17 protein-coding genes, 1 tRNA gene and 5 pseudogenes are annotated in these 20928 nt (G+C 30.9%); 6 read left to right on the forward strand and 17 right to left on the reverse strand.

From position 1 onward, the window contains the following. Position 1 precedes the first annotated feature (1 nt). Genes ANHYDRO_RS05115 through ANHYDRO_RS05140 form a run of 6 tightly spaced genes read right to left on the reverse strand, consistent with a single transcriptional unit; the run spans position 2 to position 3304 of the window. Positions 2-736 carry an ABC transporter permease gene (locus tag ANHYDRO_RS05115; RefSeq protein WP_004814315.1) on the reverse strand — a complete coding sequence of 245 codons (735 nt, stop codon included), beginning with the start codon at positions 734-736 and terminating at the stop codon, positions 2-4. Between the two features lie 8 nt (positions 737-744). Next, a complete protein-coding gene (locus ANHYDRO_RS05120; protein ID WP_004814316.1) occupies positions 745-1533 on the reverse strand; it encodes an ABC transporter permease in 789 nt (262 codons plus the stop codon). Next, the gene (locus tag ANHYDRO_RS05125; protein WP_004814317.1) at positions 1530-2228 is read right to left on the reverse strand and encodes an ABC transporter ATP-binding protein; all 699 of its coding nucleotides are present in this window, start codon (positions 2226-2228) and stop codon (positions 1530-1532) included. Before ANHYDRO_RS05125 ends, ANHYDRO_RS05120 begins: the two co-directional genes overlap by 4 nt. Then, on the reverse strand, positions 2221-2571 hold the full coding sequence (locus ANHYDRO_RS05130) for a hypothetical protein (protein ID WP_004814318.1): 351 nt from the start codon (positions 2569-2571) through the stop codon (positions 2221-2223). The genes ANHYDRO_RS05125 and ANHYDRO_RS05130 overlap by 8 nt, the downstream gene beginning before the upstream one ends. A gap of 28 nt (positions 2572-2599) precedes the next feature. Further along, positions 2600-2854, reverse strand: coding sequence for a barstar family protein (locus ANHYDRO_RS05135; protein ID WP_004814319.1), 255 nt, complete (start codon positions 2852-2854; stop codon positions 2600-2602). After that, positions 2855-3304: a ribonuclease domain-containing protein gene (locus ANHYDRO_RS05140; RefSeq protein ID WP_004814320.1), complete on the reverse strand. Its 450-nt coding sequence runs from the start codon at positions 3302-3304 to the stop codon at positions 2855-2857. A 43-nt stretch (positions 3305-3347) separates the two neighbouring features. Between ANHYDRO_RS05140 and ANHYDRO_RS05145 the strand changes: the two are divergent. Continuing rightward, positions 3348-3793 (forward strand): annotated as a pseudogene (locus ANHYDRO_RS05145) (2-thiouracil desulfurase family protein). A gap of 88 nt (positions 3794-3881) precedes the next feature. Further along, positions 3882-3958, forward strand: a tRNA-Pro gene (locus tag ANHYDRO_RS05150). 277 nt (positions 3959-4235) lie between these two features. Here ANHYDRO_RS05150 and ANHYDRO_RS05155 read toward each other — a convergent pair. The 5 genes and pseudogenes from ANHYDRO_RS05155 to ANHYDRO_RS05175 form a co-directional block, all read right to left on the reverse strand. After that, complete coding sequence (locus tag ANHYDRO_RS05155) at positions 4236-5171, reverse strand: ABC transporter permease (RefSeq protein WP_004814322.1); 936 nt, start codon at positions 5169-5171, stop codon at positions 4236-4238. Further along, positions 5164-6258, reverse strand: coding sequence for an ABC transporter permease (locus ANHYDRO_RS05160; RefSeq protein ID WP_004814323.1), 1095 nt, complete (start codon positions 6256-6258; stop codon positions 5164-5166). Before ANHYDRO_RS05160 ends, ANHYDRO_RS05155 begins: the two co-directional genes overlap by 8 nt. Then, positions 6251-7773, reverse strand: a pseudogene (locus ANHYDRO_RS05165) (ABC transporter ATP-binding protein). Before ANHYDRO_RS05165 ends, ANHYDRO_RS05160 begins: the two are co-directional and overlap by 8 nt. Before the next feature lie 98 nt (positions 7774-7871). Beyond that, on the reverse strand, positions 7872-8936 hold the full coding sequence (locus tag ANHYDRO_RS05170; protein WP_004814326.1) for a BMP family lipoprotein: 1065 nt from the start codon (positions 8934-8936) through the stop codon (positions 7872-7874). An 87-nt stretch (positions 8937-9023) separates the two neighbouring features. After that, positions 9024-10063: pseudogene (locus ANHYDRO_RS05175) on the reverse strand (M42 family metallopeptidase). Between the two features lie 206 nt (positions 10064-10269). On the opposite strand from ANHYDRO_RS05175, the gene ANHYDRO_RS05180 reads away from it, so the two are divergent. Beyond that, the gene (locus tag ANHYDRO_RS05180; RefSeq protein WP_004817000.1) at positions 10270-10986 is read left to right on the forward strand and encodes an MIP/aquaporin family protein; all 717 of its coding nucleotides are present in this window, start codon (positions 10270-10272) and stop codon (positions 10984-10986) included. Positions 10987-11026: 40 nt separating this feature from the next. Next, positions 11027-12503 (forward strand): annotated as a pseudogene (locus tag ANHYDRO_RS05185) (FAD-dependent oxidoreductase). A gap of 32 nt (positions 12504-12535) precedes the next feature. On the opposite strand, the gene ANHYDRO_RS05190 reads toward ANHYDRO_RS05185, so the two are convergent. From ANHYDRO_RS05190 to ANHYDRO_RS05215, 6 genes and pseudogenes are all read right to left on the reverse strand, one after another. Beyond that, positions 12536-13930, reverse strand: a complete 1395-nt coding sequence (locus ANHYDRO_RS05190; RefSeq protein WP_004814332.1) for a hypothetical protein — start codon at positions 13928-13930, stop codon at positions 12536-12538. 139 nt (positions 13931-14069) lie between these two features. Then, a complete protein-coding gene (locus tag ANHYDRO_RS05195) occupies positions 14070-15725 on the reverse strand; it encodes a peptide ABC transporter substrate-binding protein (protein WP_004814333.1) in 1656 nt (551 codons plus the stop codon). Continuing rightward, positions 15715-16710: an ABC transporter ATP-binding protein gene (locus ANHYDRO_RS05200; RefSeq protein WP_004814334.1), complete on the reverse strand. Its 996-nt coding sequence runs from the start codon at positions 16708-16710 to the stop codon at positions 15715-15717. Before ANHYDRO_RS05200 ends, ANHYDRO_RS05195 begins: the two co-directional genes overlap by 11 nt. Then, complete coding sequence (locus tag ANHYDRO_RS05205) at positions 16700-17707, reverse strand: ABC transporter ATP-binding protein (RefSeq protein WP_004814335.1); 1008 nt, start codon at positions 17705-17707, stop codon at positions 16700-16702. The genes ANHYDRO_RS05200 and ANHYDRO_RS05205 overlap by 11 nt, the downstream gene beginning before the upstream one ends. Before the next feature lie 7 nt (positions 17708-17714). Then, a pseudogene (locus ANHYDRO_RS05210) lies at positions 17715-18754 on the reverse strand (ABC transporter permease). A gap of 2 nt (positions 18755-18756) precedes the next feature. Next, entirely contained in the window at positions 18757-19686 is a 930-nt protein-coding gene (locus ANHYDRO_RS05215; RefSeq protein WP_004814338.1) for an ABC transporter permease, read from the reverse strand. Positions 19687-20022: 336 nt separating this feature from the next. On the opposite strand from ANHYDRO_RS05215, the gene ANHYDRO_RS05220 reads away from it, so the two are divergent. Together ANHYDRO_RS05220 and ANHYDRO_RS05225 are read left to right on the forward strand one after the other, a co-directional pair. Further along, on the forward strand, positions 20023-20463 hold the full coding sequence (locus ANHYDRO_RS05220; protein WP_004814339.1) for a LytTR family DNA-binding domain-containing protein: 441 nt from the start codon (positions 20023-20025) through the stop codon (positions 20461-20463). 9 nt (positions 20464-20472) lie between these two features. Beyond that, entirely contained in the window at positions 20473-20898 is a 426-nt protein-coding gene (locus ANHYDRO_RS05225) for a DUF3021 family protein (RefSeq protein WP_004814340.1), read from the forward strand. The last annotated feature ends 30 nt before the right edge of the window (positions 20899-20928 follow it).

Consider the following 20928-nt stretch of genomic DNA (forward strand, 5'->3'; position numbering starts at 1 on the left):
CTCACGATAAATCTAGATCTTTTCTTAATATTTTTGCATTTATCCTAAATAAGATAAGCGTAACTATTATATAATAGGAAAAACTTGTTAAATTTATATAGAAAGCGCCCTTATATTTTATATAGGCATAAATAAAAGCCATATAATTATAATTTTTTAAGAGCATTTTGTTATTTAAGAATAGAAAATTTTTATTTACAAAAAATCCAACAGCTAATATCAAAACCATAATTATAAAAATTAAGATGGCAGAAGTTTTTCTTCTTAGCATAAACCTATCCATTTGCATGTACAAAAATATTAGAAGAGATATTATATTTACTAAAATCATTATAAAAATTAATGATAAGAGAGATTTTAAATTCATATAAATTCCTACTACATAAAATAGGAACACTGACAAAAATACCAAAAGCCAAAAGAATATATTTATCACCAAAAGTTTTGCACTTATAAATTCTTTAGCACTTATGGGCAAGGAAAATGTTAATATTGACCTATTTGTGTAAAGGTCCTTGTAAAAAGAATTTATTATAAAATAGGAAATTGTAAGTATAAATACAACAACTACTATTATTTCTATTGAATTTACGGCTGAGTTTATCTCCAGTGATTGGGAAATGGCCCCAAGGGTTTTTATTGATAGTAAGGATATTAATAGGATCACAAATGTTGCAACTGTTGAAATAAAAAATTTCATATTTGATTTTACATCATATTTTAAATACTTTCTCATAAGATCTCCTAAAAATCTATCTTTTCTTCTATCAAAAATACATTATAAAAAAATGTAAGTGCTATTATTAAAACCGAAAAGATTAACATCCAAATATTTATCCCAATAATTTTTCCATCTAGGCCATTATAAAGCATTGATATATCTATCCCATTTATATTTATAAGCCTTTGGATAGAGAAATTTTTAAGGCTTAGTGCTACCGGGCTTATTTGGTAGATATTTCTTAAAAGCCAGACTACAATTGTAAATAATACAATAGATAAGACTACTGTTACAAAGGAATAGTATCTTTTAAAAATTTGAACTTTTGAAAGGGTCATGCCCAAAGTTAATAAAAGATAGGCTATTGAATAATAAATTCCACTGACTACCACATAAGCTAGAAGACTTGAGGGAGAAATATTTACAAGTCCTTTGGAAATTTCTAAAATATTTGCCCCAAGGATCAAGGATCCTACAAAAATTAAAAGACTTAAAAATCCCACCAATACACTTGCCAAAAATTTTGCAAAAATAATCCTTGCCACAGAAACATTTATGGTAAAAGTTATATAGGATGACTTATCAAAAATATCCCTTTTGAACCTAACCGTAAAAAATATAAGGCAAATTGATAAAATTATAAGAGCCAAGGCAAGAAGGAGGATAAAAAATGAAAAATTTTTATTTTCCATATCAAAGCTATTAAATTTATAAAAAACTCCAGTAATAGCTACTGAAATTATGGACAAAAGTGCCATAAGCAGAAAAAATCCCCTAGACCTTTTTAATTCATACTTTAAAAACTTAATCATATTACAAAAATTTCCTTATATAAATCTACCATTTGTTTTTTATACTTATCCCTTAAATCTTCAGCATCTTCTTCCATAAGAATTTGCCCTCTTTGGATAAAGGCTGCCCTGTCAAAAAGATTTTCTAAATCTCCAATTTGGTGGGTTGTAATAATTATTGTCCTACCAATATCTACAGTCTTTATAATTGCAGATAAAATCATATCTTTAGCAATTGGATCTACCCCCTCAATCGGCTCATCTAAAATATATAATTTTGTATCACGAGATAAAGTCAAAGCCAAAAGAAGTCTTTCCTTCATCCCCTTTGATAATTTATCAGAATATCCTTCTTTTGGAATTTTCATAAATTCAAAAAGTTCCTTGCAAACTCTCATATTAAAATCATCATAAAAATCCTTGTAAAGATTTACAGTATCTTCAATTGTTAAATTATCATAAAGATGATAGGCATCAGGAAGGTAGGAGATTATTTTTTTAGTATCGACTCCAACTTTTTTTCCATCAATTAAAATCTCCCCATCATTTGGCTTGATAAGACCCATAATACATTTTAAAAGGGTAGTTTTACCAGAACCATTTGGGCCCATAAGACCCAAAATCTTTCCCTTTTCAAGTTTTAAATTTATCCCATCAAGCACATTTTTCTTGCCATAGGTTTTTTTCAAATTTTTAATCTCTAAAATATTATCCATTAGCCCTCATCCTCAAACTTACAAAATCATAAACACCTTCATTGGAAATTCCAATAGAATTCATATTTTTTAAAAAATCATTCAAATATCCATTGGCAAATTCCACTATAAGGGCATTTTTCTTGCTTTCATCAATTTTCATATAATAGTAATCACTTTTTGCTTCAATCAAATCTTCATCCAAAAGCCTTTGGTAAGTCTTATCAACATAAGAAGGATTTACCCTAAACTTATTGATTAGAAATTCTTTTTCATAAAACTTATCTCCATCTTTTAGAAAATCATTTATAATATTTTTGGCAACAAAGTTTCTAATTTCATTATTTACAGACCTATCTTCCATATTTTCTCCTTTTCTTTACTATATTAAGCTATGATAGAAAATCAATTTCTATGCCAAAAGAAAGGCTAGCCTTCATAAAACAAGACAGAAATTTTTCTCCATAATCACTTAAATTCTCATAAATAATAGGATAATTTTCAATAATAATTTTTTCATCAACCATAGAAAGGCAGTCAAAAAGACCATCGAGATTATCCACTTCATATTCGAAATCAATTTTTTCATTCAAATAAGAAAAAGCCTCATCCCTTGACTTAAATTCAAATCCATCCAAACAAATCATCTAATTCTCCTTAGTAAAAGTTTTATAGTGGTCATTGGTATAAAAAATATTAAAGTCTTCATCATAAATTAACCTTTCACCACCACGTCTTCCACCAAAATAATTTACATCACATTCCTTGTAATTAGCTTCTGGCAAATTTTTTTCAAAATTTCCAAAATAATCACCACCAATTACTCCCTTATCAGTAACTTCCCACAAATTTCCTTTTCTTGGAATCCACCCAAGTTTTTTTGCTTGATTTTTTGTTAGGTAATTTTTGGGAAGTTTTTTATAAGATTTAATATAAGAAACTACATCATCTTTTTTATAATAAGCCTTGTCCTCTAAAATATTTTTTGATTCAATATTTTCATTAGAATTAATATTTTCATGCTTTACACATCCTGTGAAGGCAAAAATAAGAAAAAAACTTAAAATAAATTTATAAAAAAAATTTCTAATTTTCATTTAAAATCTCCTTTGCTATAATTATATCAGAAAGGATAAAAATATGAATGTTTTAATATCAAGATGTCTTTTGGGAATAAATTGTCGCTATGATGGAAAAAATAATAAAATAAAAATTTAAAAGAAAAATTTCCCCAAATAAATTTTATAGATGTGTGTCCAGAAGTTGATTCAGGAATGTCAACACCAAGAAAGCCTTGTGAGATAAAAAATTCAAAAGTTATAAATATAGATGGGAAAGACTTTACAAAAGAATTTGAAAAGGGAAGTCAAATAGCCCTTGATCTTTGTAAAAAACATAAGATAAGAGTCGCCTTATTAAAGGCAAAATCTCCATCTTGTGGGAAAGATTTAATATATGATGGGACTTTTTCAAAAAAATTAAAAAAATCTGATGGAATTACTTGCCAAGTCCTAAAGAAAAATGGTATAATTATTTTCAGTGAGAAAGAAATCGAAGATTTTTATTCTTACCTATCAGCTAAATAGACAAATCTTACAAAAATTTAAAAATTTTCAAAAAAAGATTTGACAAAAGATTTTAAAGCTGGTATATTATATATTGTCGTTAGGACATCGGGGTGTGGCGCAGCTTGGTAGCGCGCGTGGTTTGGGACCATGAGGCCGAAGGTTCGAATCCTTTCACCCCGACCATTTTTTTGCAAGCTAAAGCTTGCTTTTTTAGTTGTAATACGTAAATTTTCCCTTTTAAAATTGCACCGAGTGGTGCTTTTTTTATACTCATTTTTAAAAAATTGAATTTTAATAAAATATTAAATTAATAAATCCTTTAGTAATTAACGGAAAACAAAAATAACCCATCTCGACCTTGTGGAGAGATCTCATTTATTGACTTTATCTTAATTTTCATCTATGAGTCCTCTTTTTATTCTGTGATTGAGATGGGATTTATATTTTTTATATTCTGTTTTTATATATCTTCTGTCAAATAAGGCTTACCACTTGCCTTTGGTGCTTTTGATTTTTTATTAAATAAAATCAAGAAAAGTAAAATTGAAATATATGGAATCATTGAAATAAATTCCATTGGCAATTGTATGGATGTTCCTGTAAGATAGGTTGCTATAGCTTGGGTTAGACCAAAAAATAATGATCCTATCAAAACTCCTTGTGGTTTCCAGTTTCCAAATATTACACATACAAGGGCAATATATCCTTGTCCTGCAATTAGGGTTGGAGAAAATACACTTACAACTGCAAGTGACATAGAAGCTCCTCCAAGTCCTCCCATAAATCCTGAAAACATAACTGCAAGATATCTTATTTTTCTTACAGAAATATCTAAAGTTTCTGCTGCCTTTGGGTGTTCCCCAACTGCAATCAACCTTAGTCCCCATTTTGTTTTATATAAAAATACATAAAGTAAGATTACAGAAATTAAGGCAAGATAAACTGTTGCATATTGGGAGAAAATATTTTTTAATCCTTGATTTTTAATTAGGCCATCAAAAAGTCTTGGAATTTTATTTTCTAGAGGAATTGATGGAGTTTGGGTTGCCCCGTCAAAAAATAATCTTGCCAAAAAAAGTGCCAAACCTGGGGCAAGAGTATTTATAGCAATACCTGAAATTGTTTGGTCTCCTGCAAAAGTTACTGAAACTATAGCATGGATCAAACCAAAAAACATTCCTGCAAGGCCTCCTGCCAAAAATCCAAGCCATGGATTTCCCACATAATAACCAACCGTTGCTGCAACAAGAGCACCAATTGTCATCATTCCTTCAAGTCCAATATTTACAACACCTGATTTTTCACTCATCATTCCACCAAGGCCAGTTAATAATACTGGTGTAGCATTTGAAAGTGTATTTCCAATTATCAATCCTAAAACTGTCAAATTAAGCATTATTTCCCGCCTTTCTATTTTTATTTAACCTCGCCCTTATTATTTTAAATATTAAAGGAATAGCTGTAAATAAAATTATTGTTCCTATAATTATTGAAATTAATTCGCTTGGAACTCCCATAGTTCTTTGTAAATTAGATCCGGCATATTTTAAAGATCCTAAAAATAAACCAGAGAAAATACATCCTATCGGATTGTTTGAAGCTAAAAGTGAAACTGCAAGTCCATCAAATCCAAAATTTTCCATAGCTGATAAAAGAGGAAGTGAGTAAGTATACCCCATAATTTGAGTTACACCTGCAAGTGAGCACAAAGCTCCAGAAATTGCCATTGATTGGACTATTTTTTTGTTGGCATCAATTCCACCATATTCACTGGCTTCCCTATTTAAGCCTACAGCCTTTAATTTATAACCTAGACTTGTTTTTTCAAGTATAAACCAAATAATAAGAACACTAATAATTGCAAGAATTATTCCTAAATGAATTGGTGCCCTGAAAAATTTACCAAAAAATCCATCAAATCTTTGGCCAGCATTTGTAAAAAGAGTTACTTTTGCTGAATCTTTTATATCAAAAGTTCCCATAGAATTCGGCTTTTGGTAACGATAAACTACAAAATTTTGTAAATAAAAGGCAACCCAGTTAAGCATGATTGTTGAAATAACTTCATGAATTCCAAATTTCGCCTTTATAAATCCAGCAAGTCCTCCATAAATAAAGCCTGCCAAAATCGCAATAGTTATTGTAAGAATAACATGGATTAGAGGAGGAAGATTTAATAAATAACCTAGCAAAAATCCTACCGTTGTTCCAATTATAAATTGTCCCTCAGCTCCCATATTGAAAAGACCTGTTTGGAAGGCAAAGCATACCCCAAGACCTGTAAGAATTATTGGTGTTGAATTTACAAGGGCCCAGCCAATATTTCTTGGAGATTTAAAAACTCCCTCTATTAATTTCCCATAGGCTTCAATTGGATTATAACCTGCAAGAAAAAGTACAAGGGCCCCAACTAAAAGTCCCAAAATTATTGATACAAGAGTAAATAATAATTTTGAATTTGCAAATGATTTTTTCTTATTCATGATCTCCTCCTGCCATCAATCTTCCGACTTCATATTCATCAGTTTGTTTTGGATCAAGCTCTCCCACTATTTTTCCATCATAGATTACACAAATCCTATCGGATAAATCCATGACTTCATCTAATTGGAAACTTACCAATAAAACTGCCTTTCCTTGGTTTCTAAGTTCAACCAAATATTGGTGGATAAATTCAATTGCCCCAACATCAAGGCCCCTTGTAGGTTGGGCTGCTATCAAAAGATCGGGATTGTTTGTAATCTCTCTTGCTATAATAACTTTTTGTTGGTTTCCACCAGAAAGGCTTCCTGCTTTTTCATTCATATCATTTGGTCTAATATCAAATTTTTCTATCAAAGAATTAGCATTTTCTTCTATTTTTTTGAAATCTAGAATTCCATTTTTTGAAAAATCTTTGTCCAAATTTTCTAAAATCAAATTATCCTTTATAGGATATTCCAAAACAAGGCCTCTTTTTTGCCTATCTTCTGGAATTTGATTCATACCGAGGTCAATTATGTTTCTAGGATTTTTATTTGTTATATCCTCACCTTTTAATGTAACTTTTCCTTTTTGAGATTTTCTCATTCCAGAAATGGCATCAATCAATTCTGTTTGACCATTTCCATCAACTCCAGCAATTCCTAAAATTTCTCCCTTTTTAATAGAAAGGTTAAGGCCTTTTACCTTGTCAACTCCCCTATTATCTTTGACCCAAAGATCTTCAATTTTAAAAATCTCATCTCCAAGTTCTATTTTTTCTTTTTTAACATTAAAACTTACATCACGACCCACCATTTTTTCGGCAAGCTCAGCCTCACTTACATCCTTTACTACAAGTTTATCAATAAACTCTCCCCTTCTTATAACTGTGCAAGTGTCAGCCATTGCCTTTATTTCTTTTAGTTTATGAGTAATTATTATAACTGATTTTCCAAGTTCAGTTAGTTTATTAACTATTTCTATAAATTCATTTATTTCTTGAGGGGTTAAAACTGCTGTCGGCTCATCAAAAATTAAAATATCTGCTCCGTGATAAAGGGCTTTTAATATTTCAACTCTTTGTTGTTGACCTACAGAAATATCTGAAACCTTACTATCAGGATCGATCAGAAGTCCGTATTCTTCACTTAATTTTTCAACTTCATCCCTTGCTTTTTTCCTATCAATTAAAACTTTTTCCCTTCGTAACCTAAAATTATATTTTCAGTTACGCTAAAGGGTTCTACCAACATAAAATGTTGGTGGACCATACCTATCCCCAAACTTATTGCCTTTTTGGGTGAATTATTTATTATTTTTTCGCCCTTTATATAAATTTCCCCATCAGATTGATTAAACATTCCATATAAAATATTCATCAAGGTAGTTTTTCCGGCTCCATTTTCTCCAAGTAGAGCATGGACTTCACATTTGTGAAGATCAAAATCTATTCCCTTCAAAACTTTTTTGTCTCCAAAACTTTTATGAATATTTTTCAATGAAATAATAGGGCTTTCATTTAAATACTTATCCATATAACCTCACTATTAATTTAGAATCTTCTAAACATTTACCTTTTAAAAAAAAGAGTAGTTTATCTTCCTACTCTTTTTTAATTTACTATTTTCTTAACCTATTTGTCATAGCCCATTGATTTAAATTCTTTTTCATTTTGTGGAACTTTAATTTTTCCATCAACTATTTGATTTCTTAAATCTTCAACCTTATCTTTAACTTTTTGGTCTACTAAGTCATTGTCACCATAAGCTATTCCTAGGGCGTCTCCGTCTTTTAATGAATATGCTTTTGTTTCTCCACCCTTGAATTTTCCATCTTTGTAATCATCAATTGTTAATTGGACAGCTTTTCCAACTCCCTTGATTGTAGAAACTAAGATATTATCTGGAGCTTCATCTTTTTGGTCACGGTCAACACCAATTACATATTTATTATTTTCTTTTGCTGCTTCAAATACACCAATTCCTGTACCACCTGCTGCATGGAAGATTACATCTGCACCTTTTTGATACATTTGGTTGGCAATATTTTTTCCTTTTGCTTGGTCAGCGTAAGAGTTTGCATATTGCACTTGAACTTCTATGTCTTGACCTTTTTCTCTTGCAGCTTCTTTAACTCCTGCCCTATAACCATATTCAAATCTGTCAATTACTGCTGATTCCATTCCACCAACAAATCCTACATTGTTTGATTTTGTTGTCATACCAGCAATATATCCAACTAAGAATGAATTTTCGTGATCTGCAAAGGTGATTCCTAGAAGGTTTTTAACCTTATCAGGATTTGCATTATCAATTATCGCATAATTTTGGTCAGGATTTTCTTTAGCAGCCTTGCTTGTTGCATCGAAAAGTGCATATCCTACTGTAAAAATTATATCTGATTCACTATCAAGTGCTGATTCAAGGTTTGGTTGGTAATCAGAATCTTTGTGAGATTCAATATAATCAAATTTAACCTTTCCATCTTTTTCGTAAGCTTTTAATCCTTCATAAGATGATTGGTTAAATGATTTATCATTTATACCACCTTGGTCAGTAACCATAGTTGCAGAAACTTCTGCTTTTTTTGCATTTGATCCTGATCCATCATTGGATGCATCTTTTTTTGATCCACAAGCTGTAATACTTAGTGATAGCGCTAGAGTTAGGGCTCCAGCCATAATTTTTTTGATTTTCATTTCTCCCCCTTAAAATTTAAGAAATAGTTTTTCTCTACAAGTCTATTTTATATGATTTTTATTTATATGTCTAGATGTGAAAATTTATTAATTTTTGTATTTTTCTACATAAGTTTTTAATAAAGAAAAAAGTCCCATCAAGGCTTTTTCATGACATCTTTCATAACCGTGAGATGCAGAAATTCCACAACCTAGAAGGGCATGCCTATAATCATAAAACGAAGTCATGGCGGCTGATGCATCTGAGCCATAAAATGGATAAATATCAACAGCAAAATCTAGGCCTATATTTTTTGCCGTATTTATCAAATCATTTGTTAAATCAAAATTATAAGGACCTGATGAATCTTTTGCACAAATTGAAACCATCCTATCATTTGTTTTTAAATCATCATAAACTACTCCCATATCAACTGCAATCATATCTTTTATTCCTGATGGATGACCAGAACTTGCACCGTGACCTACCTCTTCATAAGTTGTAAACATCATATAGATATTTCTATTAAATTTTAAATTTTCTTTTTTATTTCTTTGGCAAGGGCAAGCAAAACTCCACTTGAAGCCTTATCATCAAGATGGCGTGATTTTATAAAACCATTTGAATACCTAAATCTTGGATCAAAGGCCACAAAATCTCCAGCTCCTATTCCTAGTTTTTCTACATCTTCGTCGCTTTCAACAATTTCATCCAAGACAACTTCCATTTCGTCAAAATTTCTTTTTGAAACTCTTGGAGTATCTGATCCATGAACAGAAGGCTCGTTTAACCTAAAAACCCCTTCAAATTCTTTACCGTCTCTAGTAAAAATTTTTACATTTTCAAATTCTCCATAATTTAGGGGAAAACCACCAAGATTTGTAACTTGAAGTCCACCTTCTTCTTTTATACTTCTTACCATCAAGCCCAAAGTATCAATATGGGCTGATAATAAAAGTCCATCATTTTTATTATTTTCATTTTCATAAATAGGAACTATGATATTCCCCTTATTATTTTGGTAGGGTTGGTATCCTAATTTTTTAAATTCTTCCATCAAATATTTTTCACATTTTTTTGTAAATCCTGTTGGCGATGGCCTAGTGCACAAGTCTTTTATATAAGAAATAATTGTTTCTTTTTCCATTTTTTCTCCTTTATTTTTTATAAGATAATTATAAGTTAAATTATTTTGTTTGTAAATTTTAAAATATTTTATTTGTAGAGAGAATATTTTTGTGCTATAATATTAGTGTAAACATTTTCACAGTTAAATATAAAAGAGAGCATGCAACAATTATTTATATTTTTGTTGCTTTTTTTATATTTACTAGTATATCACAGGAGGATATTATGAGAGATATAATACTAGGTGAATTTTTCGGAACAATGTTACTTATTTTATTAGGAGACGGAGTTGTTGCAAACGTTCTTTTAAACAAGAGTGGACAAAAGGGTGCAGGTCCTGTTCAAATTACTTTTGCTTGGGGTCTTGCAGTTATGATTCCAGCTTGTATCTTTGGTGCATTGACAGGTGCTCATTTTAATCCAGCCCTATCAATCGCTCTTGCATTTAATGGTGGAATAGAATGGAATACAGTTCCTTCTTATATTATTGGGCAAATGCTTGGTGCTTTCGTTGGTGCTATTTTAGTTTATATTTTATTTAAAGACCATTACGATGCAACAAGTGATGATCCTATAACTGTTAGGGCAACTTTCTGTACAGCTCCAACTATACCAAATACTTTTAGAAATCTTTTATCAGAAATAATTGGAACTTTCGTTTTAGTATTTGCAATCTTAGGATTTGGAAATGTAGCTGGCGCTGGAATGGGCGGCGTTGACAAATTATATGTATTTGGTCTAATAGTATCTATAGGTATGAGTTTAGGTGGACTTACAGGTTATGCAATTAACCCTGCAAGAGATTTGGGACCAAGAATTGCCTATGCAATCTTACCTTTCAAAAACAAAGTTGATCCTAACTGGGGATATTCTTGGATTCCAGTTGTTGGACCAATTATTGGTGGTATAATTGCTGTTTTAGTATATAATTTTATATTTTAGTGCTTATTAAGAAAGAAAATAGAAGAAAGAGAAGAATAAAATGTATGATGTAATAATTATTGGTGCTGGTGTAAGTGGAGCTTCGATTGCAAGAAGACTTTCTAGATATAAATTAAATATTTTAATTTTAGAAAAAGAACTTGATGTATCCATGGGCGCAAGCAAGGCAAATTCTGCCATAGTTCACGGTGGTTATGCTGAAAGCCACGATGAGCTAAGGGGAAGAATTTGTTATAAGGGAAGAGTGGAATTTAATAAGTTAAACCAAGAGCTAAACTTTGGATTTTTAGAAAATGGATCTTTGGTTTTAGCTTTTGACGAAGATGATAAAAAAGAACTTGAAAAGCTCTACAAAATGGGGCTTGAAAATGATCTTGATGATATAGAAATAATTGATCAAAAAAAATTAAGAGAAATCGAACCAAATGTTTCAGATGATGCAATAGCAGCTTTATATTGTAAGGGAGCTGGTGTTTGCTCACCATATGAATATGTAATAGCCCTTGTAGAAAATGCCATAGAAAATGGTGCTAAGTTGAAACTACAAAGTGAAGTTGTTGATATCAAAAAAAATGGAGAAATTTTTAAGGTAAAAACTTCAGATGACAATGTTTATGAGGGAAAATTTGTAATAAATGCTTCCGGTTTAAACGGGGCAAAAGTTTCAAGTATGATTACTGAAACTGATTTTACAATCCATCCAAGAAGTGGTGAGTATTTACTTATGCAAAAAGGAACTGGAGAGAAAATAAAACAAGTTTTATTCCAAACCCCATCTCCAAAATCAAAGGGAATTCTTGTAACAAGAACCTACCACAACAACCTTCTTTTAGGCCCTGATGCCATTGACGAGGAAGAAATTGATCTCGGAACTCACATTGAAAGACTTGCAGAAATTTATAAGCTAGGAAAAAAATCTGTAAAAGATGATGTAATTGATTTAAAAAAAATTCATCCGTTCTTTTGCAGGGCTAAGACCTGCATCATCAACTGGAGATTTTATTATTGAAAATACAAAAACTTCAGGCTTTATAAATGTTGTAGGAATCCAATCTCCAGGAATTACTTCTTCCCCAGAAATTGCAAAAATTGTTGAAAATATTTTAAGAGATTTAGATTTAAAATTAGAAGATGACCCTTCCTATAATCCAAATAGAAGGCCAATCATAGAATATAAAGAACTTGAAGATTTTAATAAAATAAAAGATAAGGTTGACCTTCCTTTAGGAAATCCCGAAAGACTTGTCTGTAGGTGTGAGCAAGTTAGTGAAAAAACTATAAGAGATGCTATGAACAGGGGCATTCCTTGCTTAAGCTTTGATGCAATGAAAAGACGTACAAGGTGTGGAATGGGATTTTGCCAAGGAAATTTCTGTAGAAACAGGGTTATAGAAGTTATGGAAGATGAGTCAGGAGAAAAAATAAAATCAAATAAATTTGACTCAGAACATTCTGGAATTTCTAGGATAAATAAAAAAGATATAAATAACTTTATAAAAGAATTAGAAGAAAAATAAAAAGATGCTAGGATTAATCTCCTAGCATTTTTTTAATCTAGCTTTTCAAATTGTCTACTATCTTGATTGTATTTATAATGGTCTTTTCCACCCTGCCTTACGCTTCCTTTTGGATTTTCGCCAAGTTTATTAGTTTCATCTACAAACATATCCTCATCATCTTGATAAAATTCCATAACTTTTCCAGAAATATCTGGCTCATATACCTGGTTATTTTTTACAGAAAAAATAAAACTGTCAGTTTTTGGACCTCCATTATTGGTAACAAGGGATAGGTATTGATCATCTCCAGCCTTCATCAATTTATTATTTTTAACCCAAATATACATACTATCAAATTCTCGAACCCTATTGATTTGCATATCTTCATCAACAAAGTATAAGATTTTTTCTCCCTCATTTTGACTATTTCCAAGAACAAAGGCTGCAAGTTTGCCATTATTATCATAATCTCCTATATATACGTAATCGCCTCCATCTTCATTTACATATAAGTCTACATTCTCCCTTATGAAAGAATCTAATTTTTTATATTGGTCAGTCTCTTCTATATTTTCATCATTAACTTGCTTTATTTTTTTATCATCTTTATTTTCACCCTGGCTATTTTCATCTTTATAACCAAACTCTTTAGCTTTTTTATAAAATTCATCTTCGCTTAAAGCAAACATTTCAATAGGCTTTAAGCCTTCTTTAAACTTATTAAAATCTTCATCGCTAAATTCTTCTTCCTTTTCAGGATCAATCATCATAGCACCCAAGGCATCGGCCCCATTAGGAAATCTTTCGTTGATTATAGGTGTATTTTCCCCTGTATCTGTATCAAAATTATCAACCATCAAAGACCCATATCCCTTAGAGCCTGGTTTGTAAATATAATTTGCCAAAAGCCTATCATCAACCTTGTTTATTCCTATAATATGTTTCATAGAATCATCGAAAATATATAAATTTCCATCTTTATCCTTGTATAGGTAATCTGAAACCACCATAGATTGGCCCATTTGCAAATCATTAAAAGTCCTATAATTTCCACTTCCTACATATTGAACTATAGAGAAAATTCCACTTTTATTTAATTTTTTAGATAAAATTAAAAGAGGATAATCAAAATCTTTGTGGTCAATTATATTAAAATAAAGGGCCCCATCTGAAGATATTTCATCTAAATAGGTTTTTTTTGCATTTCCTCCAAATTCATCAATCCTATAAGGAAGTTTTGAATCTATTATATCCTTGTAGCAATCAATAAAGGATAGGTCATCATATTTTTTATCTTTCTTAACTTCTTTTTTTACATTAGATGAAGCTTTCTCATCTTGGCTTATGTAATTACTTTTAATATTAGAACTATTAGAATTTTCATTTATTTTACTGCATGATGTAAGACTTATAGCAAGTAAAATTACTGGTACAATTTTTTTCATATTTCACCTCTTTATAAAAATGTTTTCCTTTTTATTATTATAGCATTTTTCCTTATTAAATGATATTTTTTATAAAAAAAGAATGCCAAATAATTTTAGCATTCTTTTTATAAATTTTCCCTACTTACTATTATTTATTTTAGAATCCAGTTGCTGATTTAAAGAAGTAATATCCAAGTGGTGTATAATACATTCCTTTGATATTTGGTTTGATCATGTATGGATTTACATAGAAATAAATTGGTGCAACTACTGCATCATCTTTTACCAAGATATCTTCAGCCTTGTGCATATTTTCCATTCTTTCTTTTTGATCTGATGTAGCTTTTGCAGCTTTTACATACTTATCATATTCTGGATTTTTGTATTGAGCATCGTTATTTCCTCCGCCTGTTAACCACATATCGATAAAGCTCATTGGATCGTTGTAGTCAGCAATCCATCCATGTCTTGCTATATTGTAGTTTCCTTCTTTTCTTTCTTTTAAGAATACATTCCAATCTTGGTTTTGAAGATTAACTTTAACGCCAAGATTTTCTTGCCACATATTTTGTAAGGCTTCTGCTATAGCCTTGTGGTTGTCGTCTGTATTGTATAGGTAATCAATTTGTGGGAAGCCTTCTCCGTCTTTAAAGCCTGCTTCTTCCATAAGTTTTTTAGCTTCTTTTATATTTTTTTCATAATCTTCAGATTTTACAGAATAATAATCTCCACCAACTGTTCTAAAGTCATCGCCTTCAGCGCCTTTTTCATCATAAACTCCTGCTGGTACAAAACCACTAGCAACTTTTTCTCCTCTTCCTGTAACTTGATCAACTATAAAGTTTCTATCAATTGCAAGTGAGAATGCTTTTCTAACTTTTGGATCATCAAATGGTTTCTTTTCTGTATTAAAACATACATAATATGTTCCTACATATGGTAAAGTTTTTAATTCTTTTGTATCTAAAAGTTTTTTAATCTCTTCTTGTGGTGCTGAATTTACAAAGTCCAAATCTCCTGATCTATAAGCTGCATAGATTGCGTTTTGGTCATCTTGTAAGTGGAAGGCTAGTTTTTCTGCCTTAACTGAATCAGCATCGTAATATTCTGGATTTTTAACCATTGTTAAAGTTTGGTTGTGATCCCATTTTTCTAATTTAAATGGTCCATTTGATACATATGTATCAGGAGAGTTTGTCCAAGTTTCATTTTTTTCTACAATATCTTTTCTAACTGGCATAACTGCAGGAAAAGCACAAATTTCTTCAAAGTATGGACATTTTACATTTAAATTTACTACAAAAGTTTTATCATCTGGAGCAGAGATATCAAGTTTTTTATCTTCATATCCTTTTACCATATCAAGCATATATTCATAGTCTGCCCCTGTTTTTGGATCTACAAGTCTGTTCCAAGCATAAACAAAGTCATTTGCTGTTACTGGTTTTCCATCTGACCATTTTGCATCTCTTAATTTAAAGGTCCATTTTAGTCCATCTTCTGAAACATCCCATTTTTCAGCAATACCTGGTTTTAAAACAGCATTTCCTTTTCCATCATCATCCCATCTTAATAGGGATTCAAACATGTGAGAGATCATTATTGATCCATCTGATGCTGTATTTAATTGTGGATCTATAGTTTCAGGTTCTGATGCAATATTTATATCCAATACTCCATCTTTTTTTCCTTCTTCTTGATTGACAGCTGAAGAATTGCTTGCATCATTATTTTTTGCATTATTTCCTCCACATCCAGAAACAAGCATTGACAAGCTCAGCACTGCTACTAACAATTTTGCTTTAATTTTCATTTTTTATACCTCCTAAATTATGACAACTTACATAATGCCCTTCTTCTACTTCCCTAAATTCTGGTTCTTCCTTTTTACAAATTTCTGTAGCAAAAGGACATCTTTCATGAAACCTACAACCTTTTGGCGGATTAATCGCCGATGGAACTTCTCCTTCTAACTTTATTCTTTTTAAAGATCTAGTAAGTTTGGGATCTGGAACTGGTATGGCTGTGAGCAATGATTTGGTGTAAGGGTGAAGGGGATTTTCATAAAGCCTTTCGGCATCAACAAGTTCAACCATCTTACCCAAATACATTACTCCAATCCTATCTGATATATGTTTAACTACTGATAAGTCATGGGCTATAAATAAATATGTAAGACCCAATTCTTTTTGCATATCTTCTAGCATATTTACAATTTGCGCTTGAATTGAAACATCCAAGGCCGAAATCGGCTCATCACAAACTATAAATTCTGGCTCAACTGCAAGAGCTCTTGCAATTCCTATCCTTTGTTGTTGACCTCCGGAAAATTCGTGAGGATACCTGTTTGAATGTTCTTCGTTTAGGCCAACTGTTCTTAAAAGTTCATTTATTCTTTCTTGCCTATTTTTTTTATAAAGGCCGTGAATATCAAGGGCCTCTCCAACAATTTCTTGTACTGTCATTCTTGGATCAAGAGATGCTGATGGGTCTTGGAAAATAATTTGCATCTTTCTTCTTAACTTATACATTTCTGGACGAATATTTTTTTCGCTATCAAAAATTGTTTGACCATCATAAATTATTTTTCCACTCGTTGGCTCATGTAATCTTAAAATTGTTCTGCCAAGAGTTGTCTTTCCACAACCAGATTCTCCTACAACCCCTAGAGTTTCTCCCTTATTTATGTAAAAGGATACATCATCTACTGCGTGAACTTCATTTGATTTATTTAAGGAAGATTGAACTTTAAAATGTTTTACTATATTTTCGCAAATTAATAATTTATTATCTTCCATCTACTAACTCCTTTACGTGTAGGAAACATTTTGATTTATGTCCATTTTCCATCTCAATCATTGGTGGCTCTTGTCTTAGGCAAATATTCATACAAGAATCACACCTTGCTGAAAAACCACAACCTTTTGGTGGATTTAGCATGTCAACTGGACTTCCCTTTATACTCTCAAGCCTTGTTTGTTCTTTAGAATCAATCCTTGGCATTGATTTTAAAAGGCCTTTTGTGTATGGGTGCTTAGGATTGTAAAATATTTCTTCAACACTTGCTTGCTCAACTATTCTTCCTGCATACATTACAGAAACCTTGTCGCAAATTTGTGCAACTACCGCCAGGTTATGGGTGATGAAAATTACACTCATTTTGGTTCTTTCTTGAAATTCTTTTATCAATTCTAGAATTTGAGCTTGAATTGTAACATCAAGAGCTGTTGTTGGCTCATCTGCTATCAAAATATCTGGTTCGCAAATAAGTCCCATTCCAATCATAACCCTTTGTCTCATTCCTCCCGATAATTCGTGAGGGTATTGTTTCATACGCCTTTTAGGATTTGAAATTCCTACATTTTCTAGCATTTCAACTGCTTTTTTATAAGCCTCGTCTTTGGAGCATTTTTTATGGACCAAAAGGGCCTCCATCAATTGGTTTCCTATTGTATAAACTGGATTTAGGCAAGTCATCGGATTTTGAAAAATCATCGAACACTTATCTCCCCTAAATTCACTCATTTTTTGTTTATCATAGTCAAGGACATTTTCCCCCTTATAGAGAATTTTTCCTGACTTTACCCTTCCTGGATCTTGCAAAAGTCCCATTATTCCATAACTTTCTACAGATTTTCCAGAGCCTGATTCTCCAACAATACCCATAATTTCATTTTCATAAAGGGTGTAGCTTATAGAGTCAACTGCCTTTACTTCTCCAACAGGTGTGTCAAAGGAAATAGATAAATCTTCAATTTTTAATACTTCTTTTTTATTTTCTTTTAAATTTTCCATAATACACCTATTTCTTTAATCTTGGATCTAGAGCATCTCTTAGTCCATCTGCAAATAAATTTAAGGATAAAATCATCAAACTTAATAATAAGGAAGGAATAATAAGTCTATAAGCGTAAGAATAAATTCCTCCAAGGGCATCTGCTGCCAAGGCACCAAGGGATGTCATAGGAGCTGAAACTCCAATTCCCAAAAATGATAAGAATGATTCTAGAAATATTGCTGATGGGATTTGCATAGCAGTCATAACTATTACTTGACCAATACAATTTGGAAACAAGTGCCTTCTAATAATTCTTTTTTAGAACCACCCAAGGCCTCAACTGCTGTAACAAATTCTTGTTTTTTTAACATCAAGACTTGTCCTCTAATAATTCTTGCCATTCCTACCCAATAAAGTAGACCAAAGGCAATAAATATAGAAATAAGGGCAGGTCCTAAAACACCAATTTTTTTTGCTATTTCTGATGTTGATGAATTTACAAAAGATTTCATCGGTTGAGATATACCAATTGATAATAAAATTACAACAAGTACATCTGGTATTGAATAAATAAGATCTAAAAATCTCATCATAAAAGCATCAACTTTTCCTCCAAAATATCCTGAAATTGCACCATAGGCTGTACCTATTACTAAAACTATTAAGGATGCAAAAATTCCTACAATTAGTGAAACTCTTGTTCCATACATGGTACGAACCATAAGGTCACGGCCCAATTTGTCAGTTCCAAAAGGATATCTAAGACAAGGAAACAAATTTTCATCTCCCCTATATTGGGTAGTATAATCGCCCTTTACAAAGAAAGGTCCAATAAAGGCAAATATACAAACTATAATCAAAAATCCAAGAGAAACCATTGCAACTTTATTTTCTTTTAGCCTCCTTAAAGCATCTTGAAAATAAGAAGTTGGAGGAGTTTTGGTCATAAAATTTTCTTTAGAACTTTCAGATGCCAAATCAAAATCATCATCTGAAAAATCACTTTCAGAAAATTCAAATTCCTCTAATTTTAATTTTGAATTTAAACTAAATAAATCTTCCATCACTAATCTCCTTTAGTTAAGTCAATTCTTGGATCTATAAACCTATACAAGATATCAACAACCATATTCATAATAATAACCATAAAGGCAAAAAATAAGGTTGTAGCCATAATAATAGGATAATCTCTATTTAAGACAGAATTTATAAAATATCTACCAAGTCCTTGAACAGAAAAAACTGATTCAACAACCATAGATCCTGTAATAATTCCTGCAGTCAAAGGTCCAAGATAAGTTAGAACAGGAATAAAGGCATTTTTTAGGGCGTGCTTAAATAAAATTTTACTTTCAGGAACTCCCTTTGCCCTTGCAGTTCTAATATAATCTTGACTAATAGCATCAAGCATTGATGATCTTGACAACCTGGCAATGTAGCACATAGGATAAAATCCTAAAGAAAAACATGGCATAAAATATGAACCTATAGTATTAAGTCCCATAGTTGGGAAAATTTTTAATTTCACACCAAAAAATAAAAGTAAGAGAGTTGCAACTACAAAGCCAGGAGCTGAAATTCCTATAGTTGTCAAAATCCTCAAAAATGAATCCAACTTTTTGCCCCTATTATAGGCTGCAAGGGAACCTAAAGGAACCCCAACTAAAGTCGCCCACAAAAGAGCAATAAGTCCAAGTTTTACACTTGTTGGAAGCATTTCTTTTATAATCTCAATAACTGGTCTGTTTTTTTGCATTTTCAAAGATACACCAAATTCTCCGTGAAGAGCATTTACTATAAATCTTTTTAATTGAACTGAATAAGGTTGGTCCAAACCATATTTTTTATTTAAAGCCTCGAGCACCTCAGGTGATTGGGATTTTTCACTAGCAAAAGGTGAACCAGGTACGAGCTTCATTAGAAAAAAAGTAATACAAGTAACCAAAAGTAAAACTGCTATTGCTTGTAAAATTCTCTTTATTATGTACTTAATCATATCTCCTCCTTGTTGTTATCAATTATATACTTTATCGAATTAAATTGCAAGCACAATAAAGTTATATACTGGTAACGTTTTAAATGTTTATATATCAAGCAAAAAGTCCAAACTTCTAAAAATATTAATAAAAATATTTTTCCAAAAAAATTAATTTATTTAAAAAATCTTCCTAGAAATAAGATGTTTTGAAATTTTTTTTAATAATTATTTGTTTTCAATACAATTTCTACAAATTTCAAAAATAAACCACTCGGTCAAAATTAAATACCACTTGTCAAAATTTTGTGGTTTTAAAAATAATTTATCTGTATCATATAGATATAAGGAGGGCCTATGAAAGTTGAGATAATAATTGATGAAAATCTAGATGAGAGCTTGGTAAAAATATATGCTCCTTCGTATAACGAAGATATTGAAAATATAAAAAGAAGTCTGGAAGCCACTTCTGTTGACATGGTCGTAGCCTTTAAAGACGATGAAATATATCTATTGGAATATGAAGAAATAATCAGGTGTATTACTAAGGATAAAAATGTATTTATCCAAAGTAAAGATGGGGAATATAAGGCAAGAATGAGATTATACGAACTTTATGAAAGGTTAAATAAGAATAAATTTATAAAAATATCAAGATATGAAATTATAAATCTTGATTATGTAAAAAAATTAGACCTTTCCTTTAAAGGAACCATAGCAGTAGAATTTAAAAACGGAAGCATTTCCTATGTTTCTAGAAGATATTTAAAAGAATTTAAAAAAGCTCTAGGCTTTTAGGAGGAAATTATGAAGGATTTAACAAAATTATTAAGGTCATTTTTAATAGGAATTGGAATTGGAAGTATCATAGAAATAATTCTCTCCCTTATGGCAGGAAATCTTATTTTGGGAGTTCCAGAATTTTTAAAAGGACAAGACTCTATGTTAAAGGCAAGAATAATAGAGTTATTCTTGTATGGGGGATTTGGAATCATCTCTTTTATTGGTAATAAAATAATAAAAGGTGATAATTTATTAAGGGCAAGTATCTTACATTTTTTAATCTTAACCATATACTTTATATTAGTAGGATTTTACTTAAAATGGCTACCTGATATTATTACTGCCCTCATATCTTTAATATTTTTTATTCTAATATATTTGATAATTTGGTCAGTAATATATTTTTCAACCAAATCTGAAATAGAAAAATTAAATGAAAAATTGAAATAAAAAACTGTTAAGATTTTACTCTTAACAGTC

Origin of the sequence: Anaerococcus hydrogenalis DSM 7454, from assembly GCF_000173355.1 — a bacterium.
GTDB classification, from domain to species: Bacteria; Bacillota; Clostridia; order Tissierellales; family Peptoniphilaceae; genus Anaerococcus; species Anaerococcus hydrogenalis.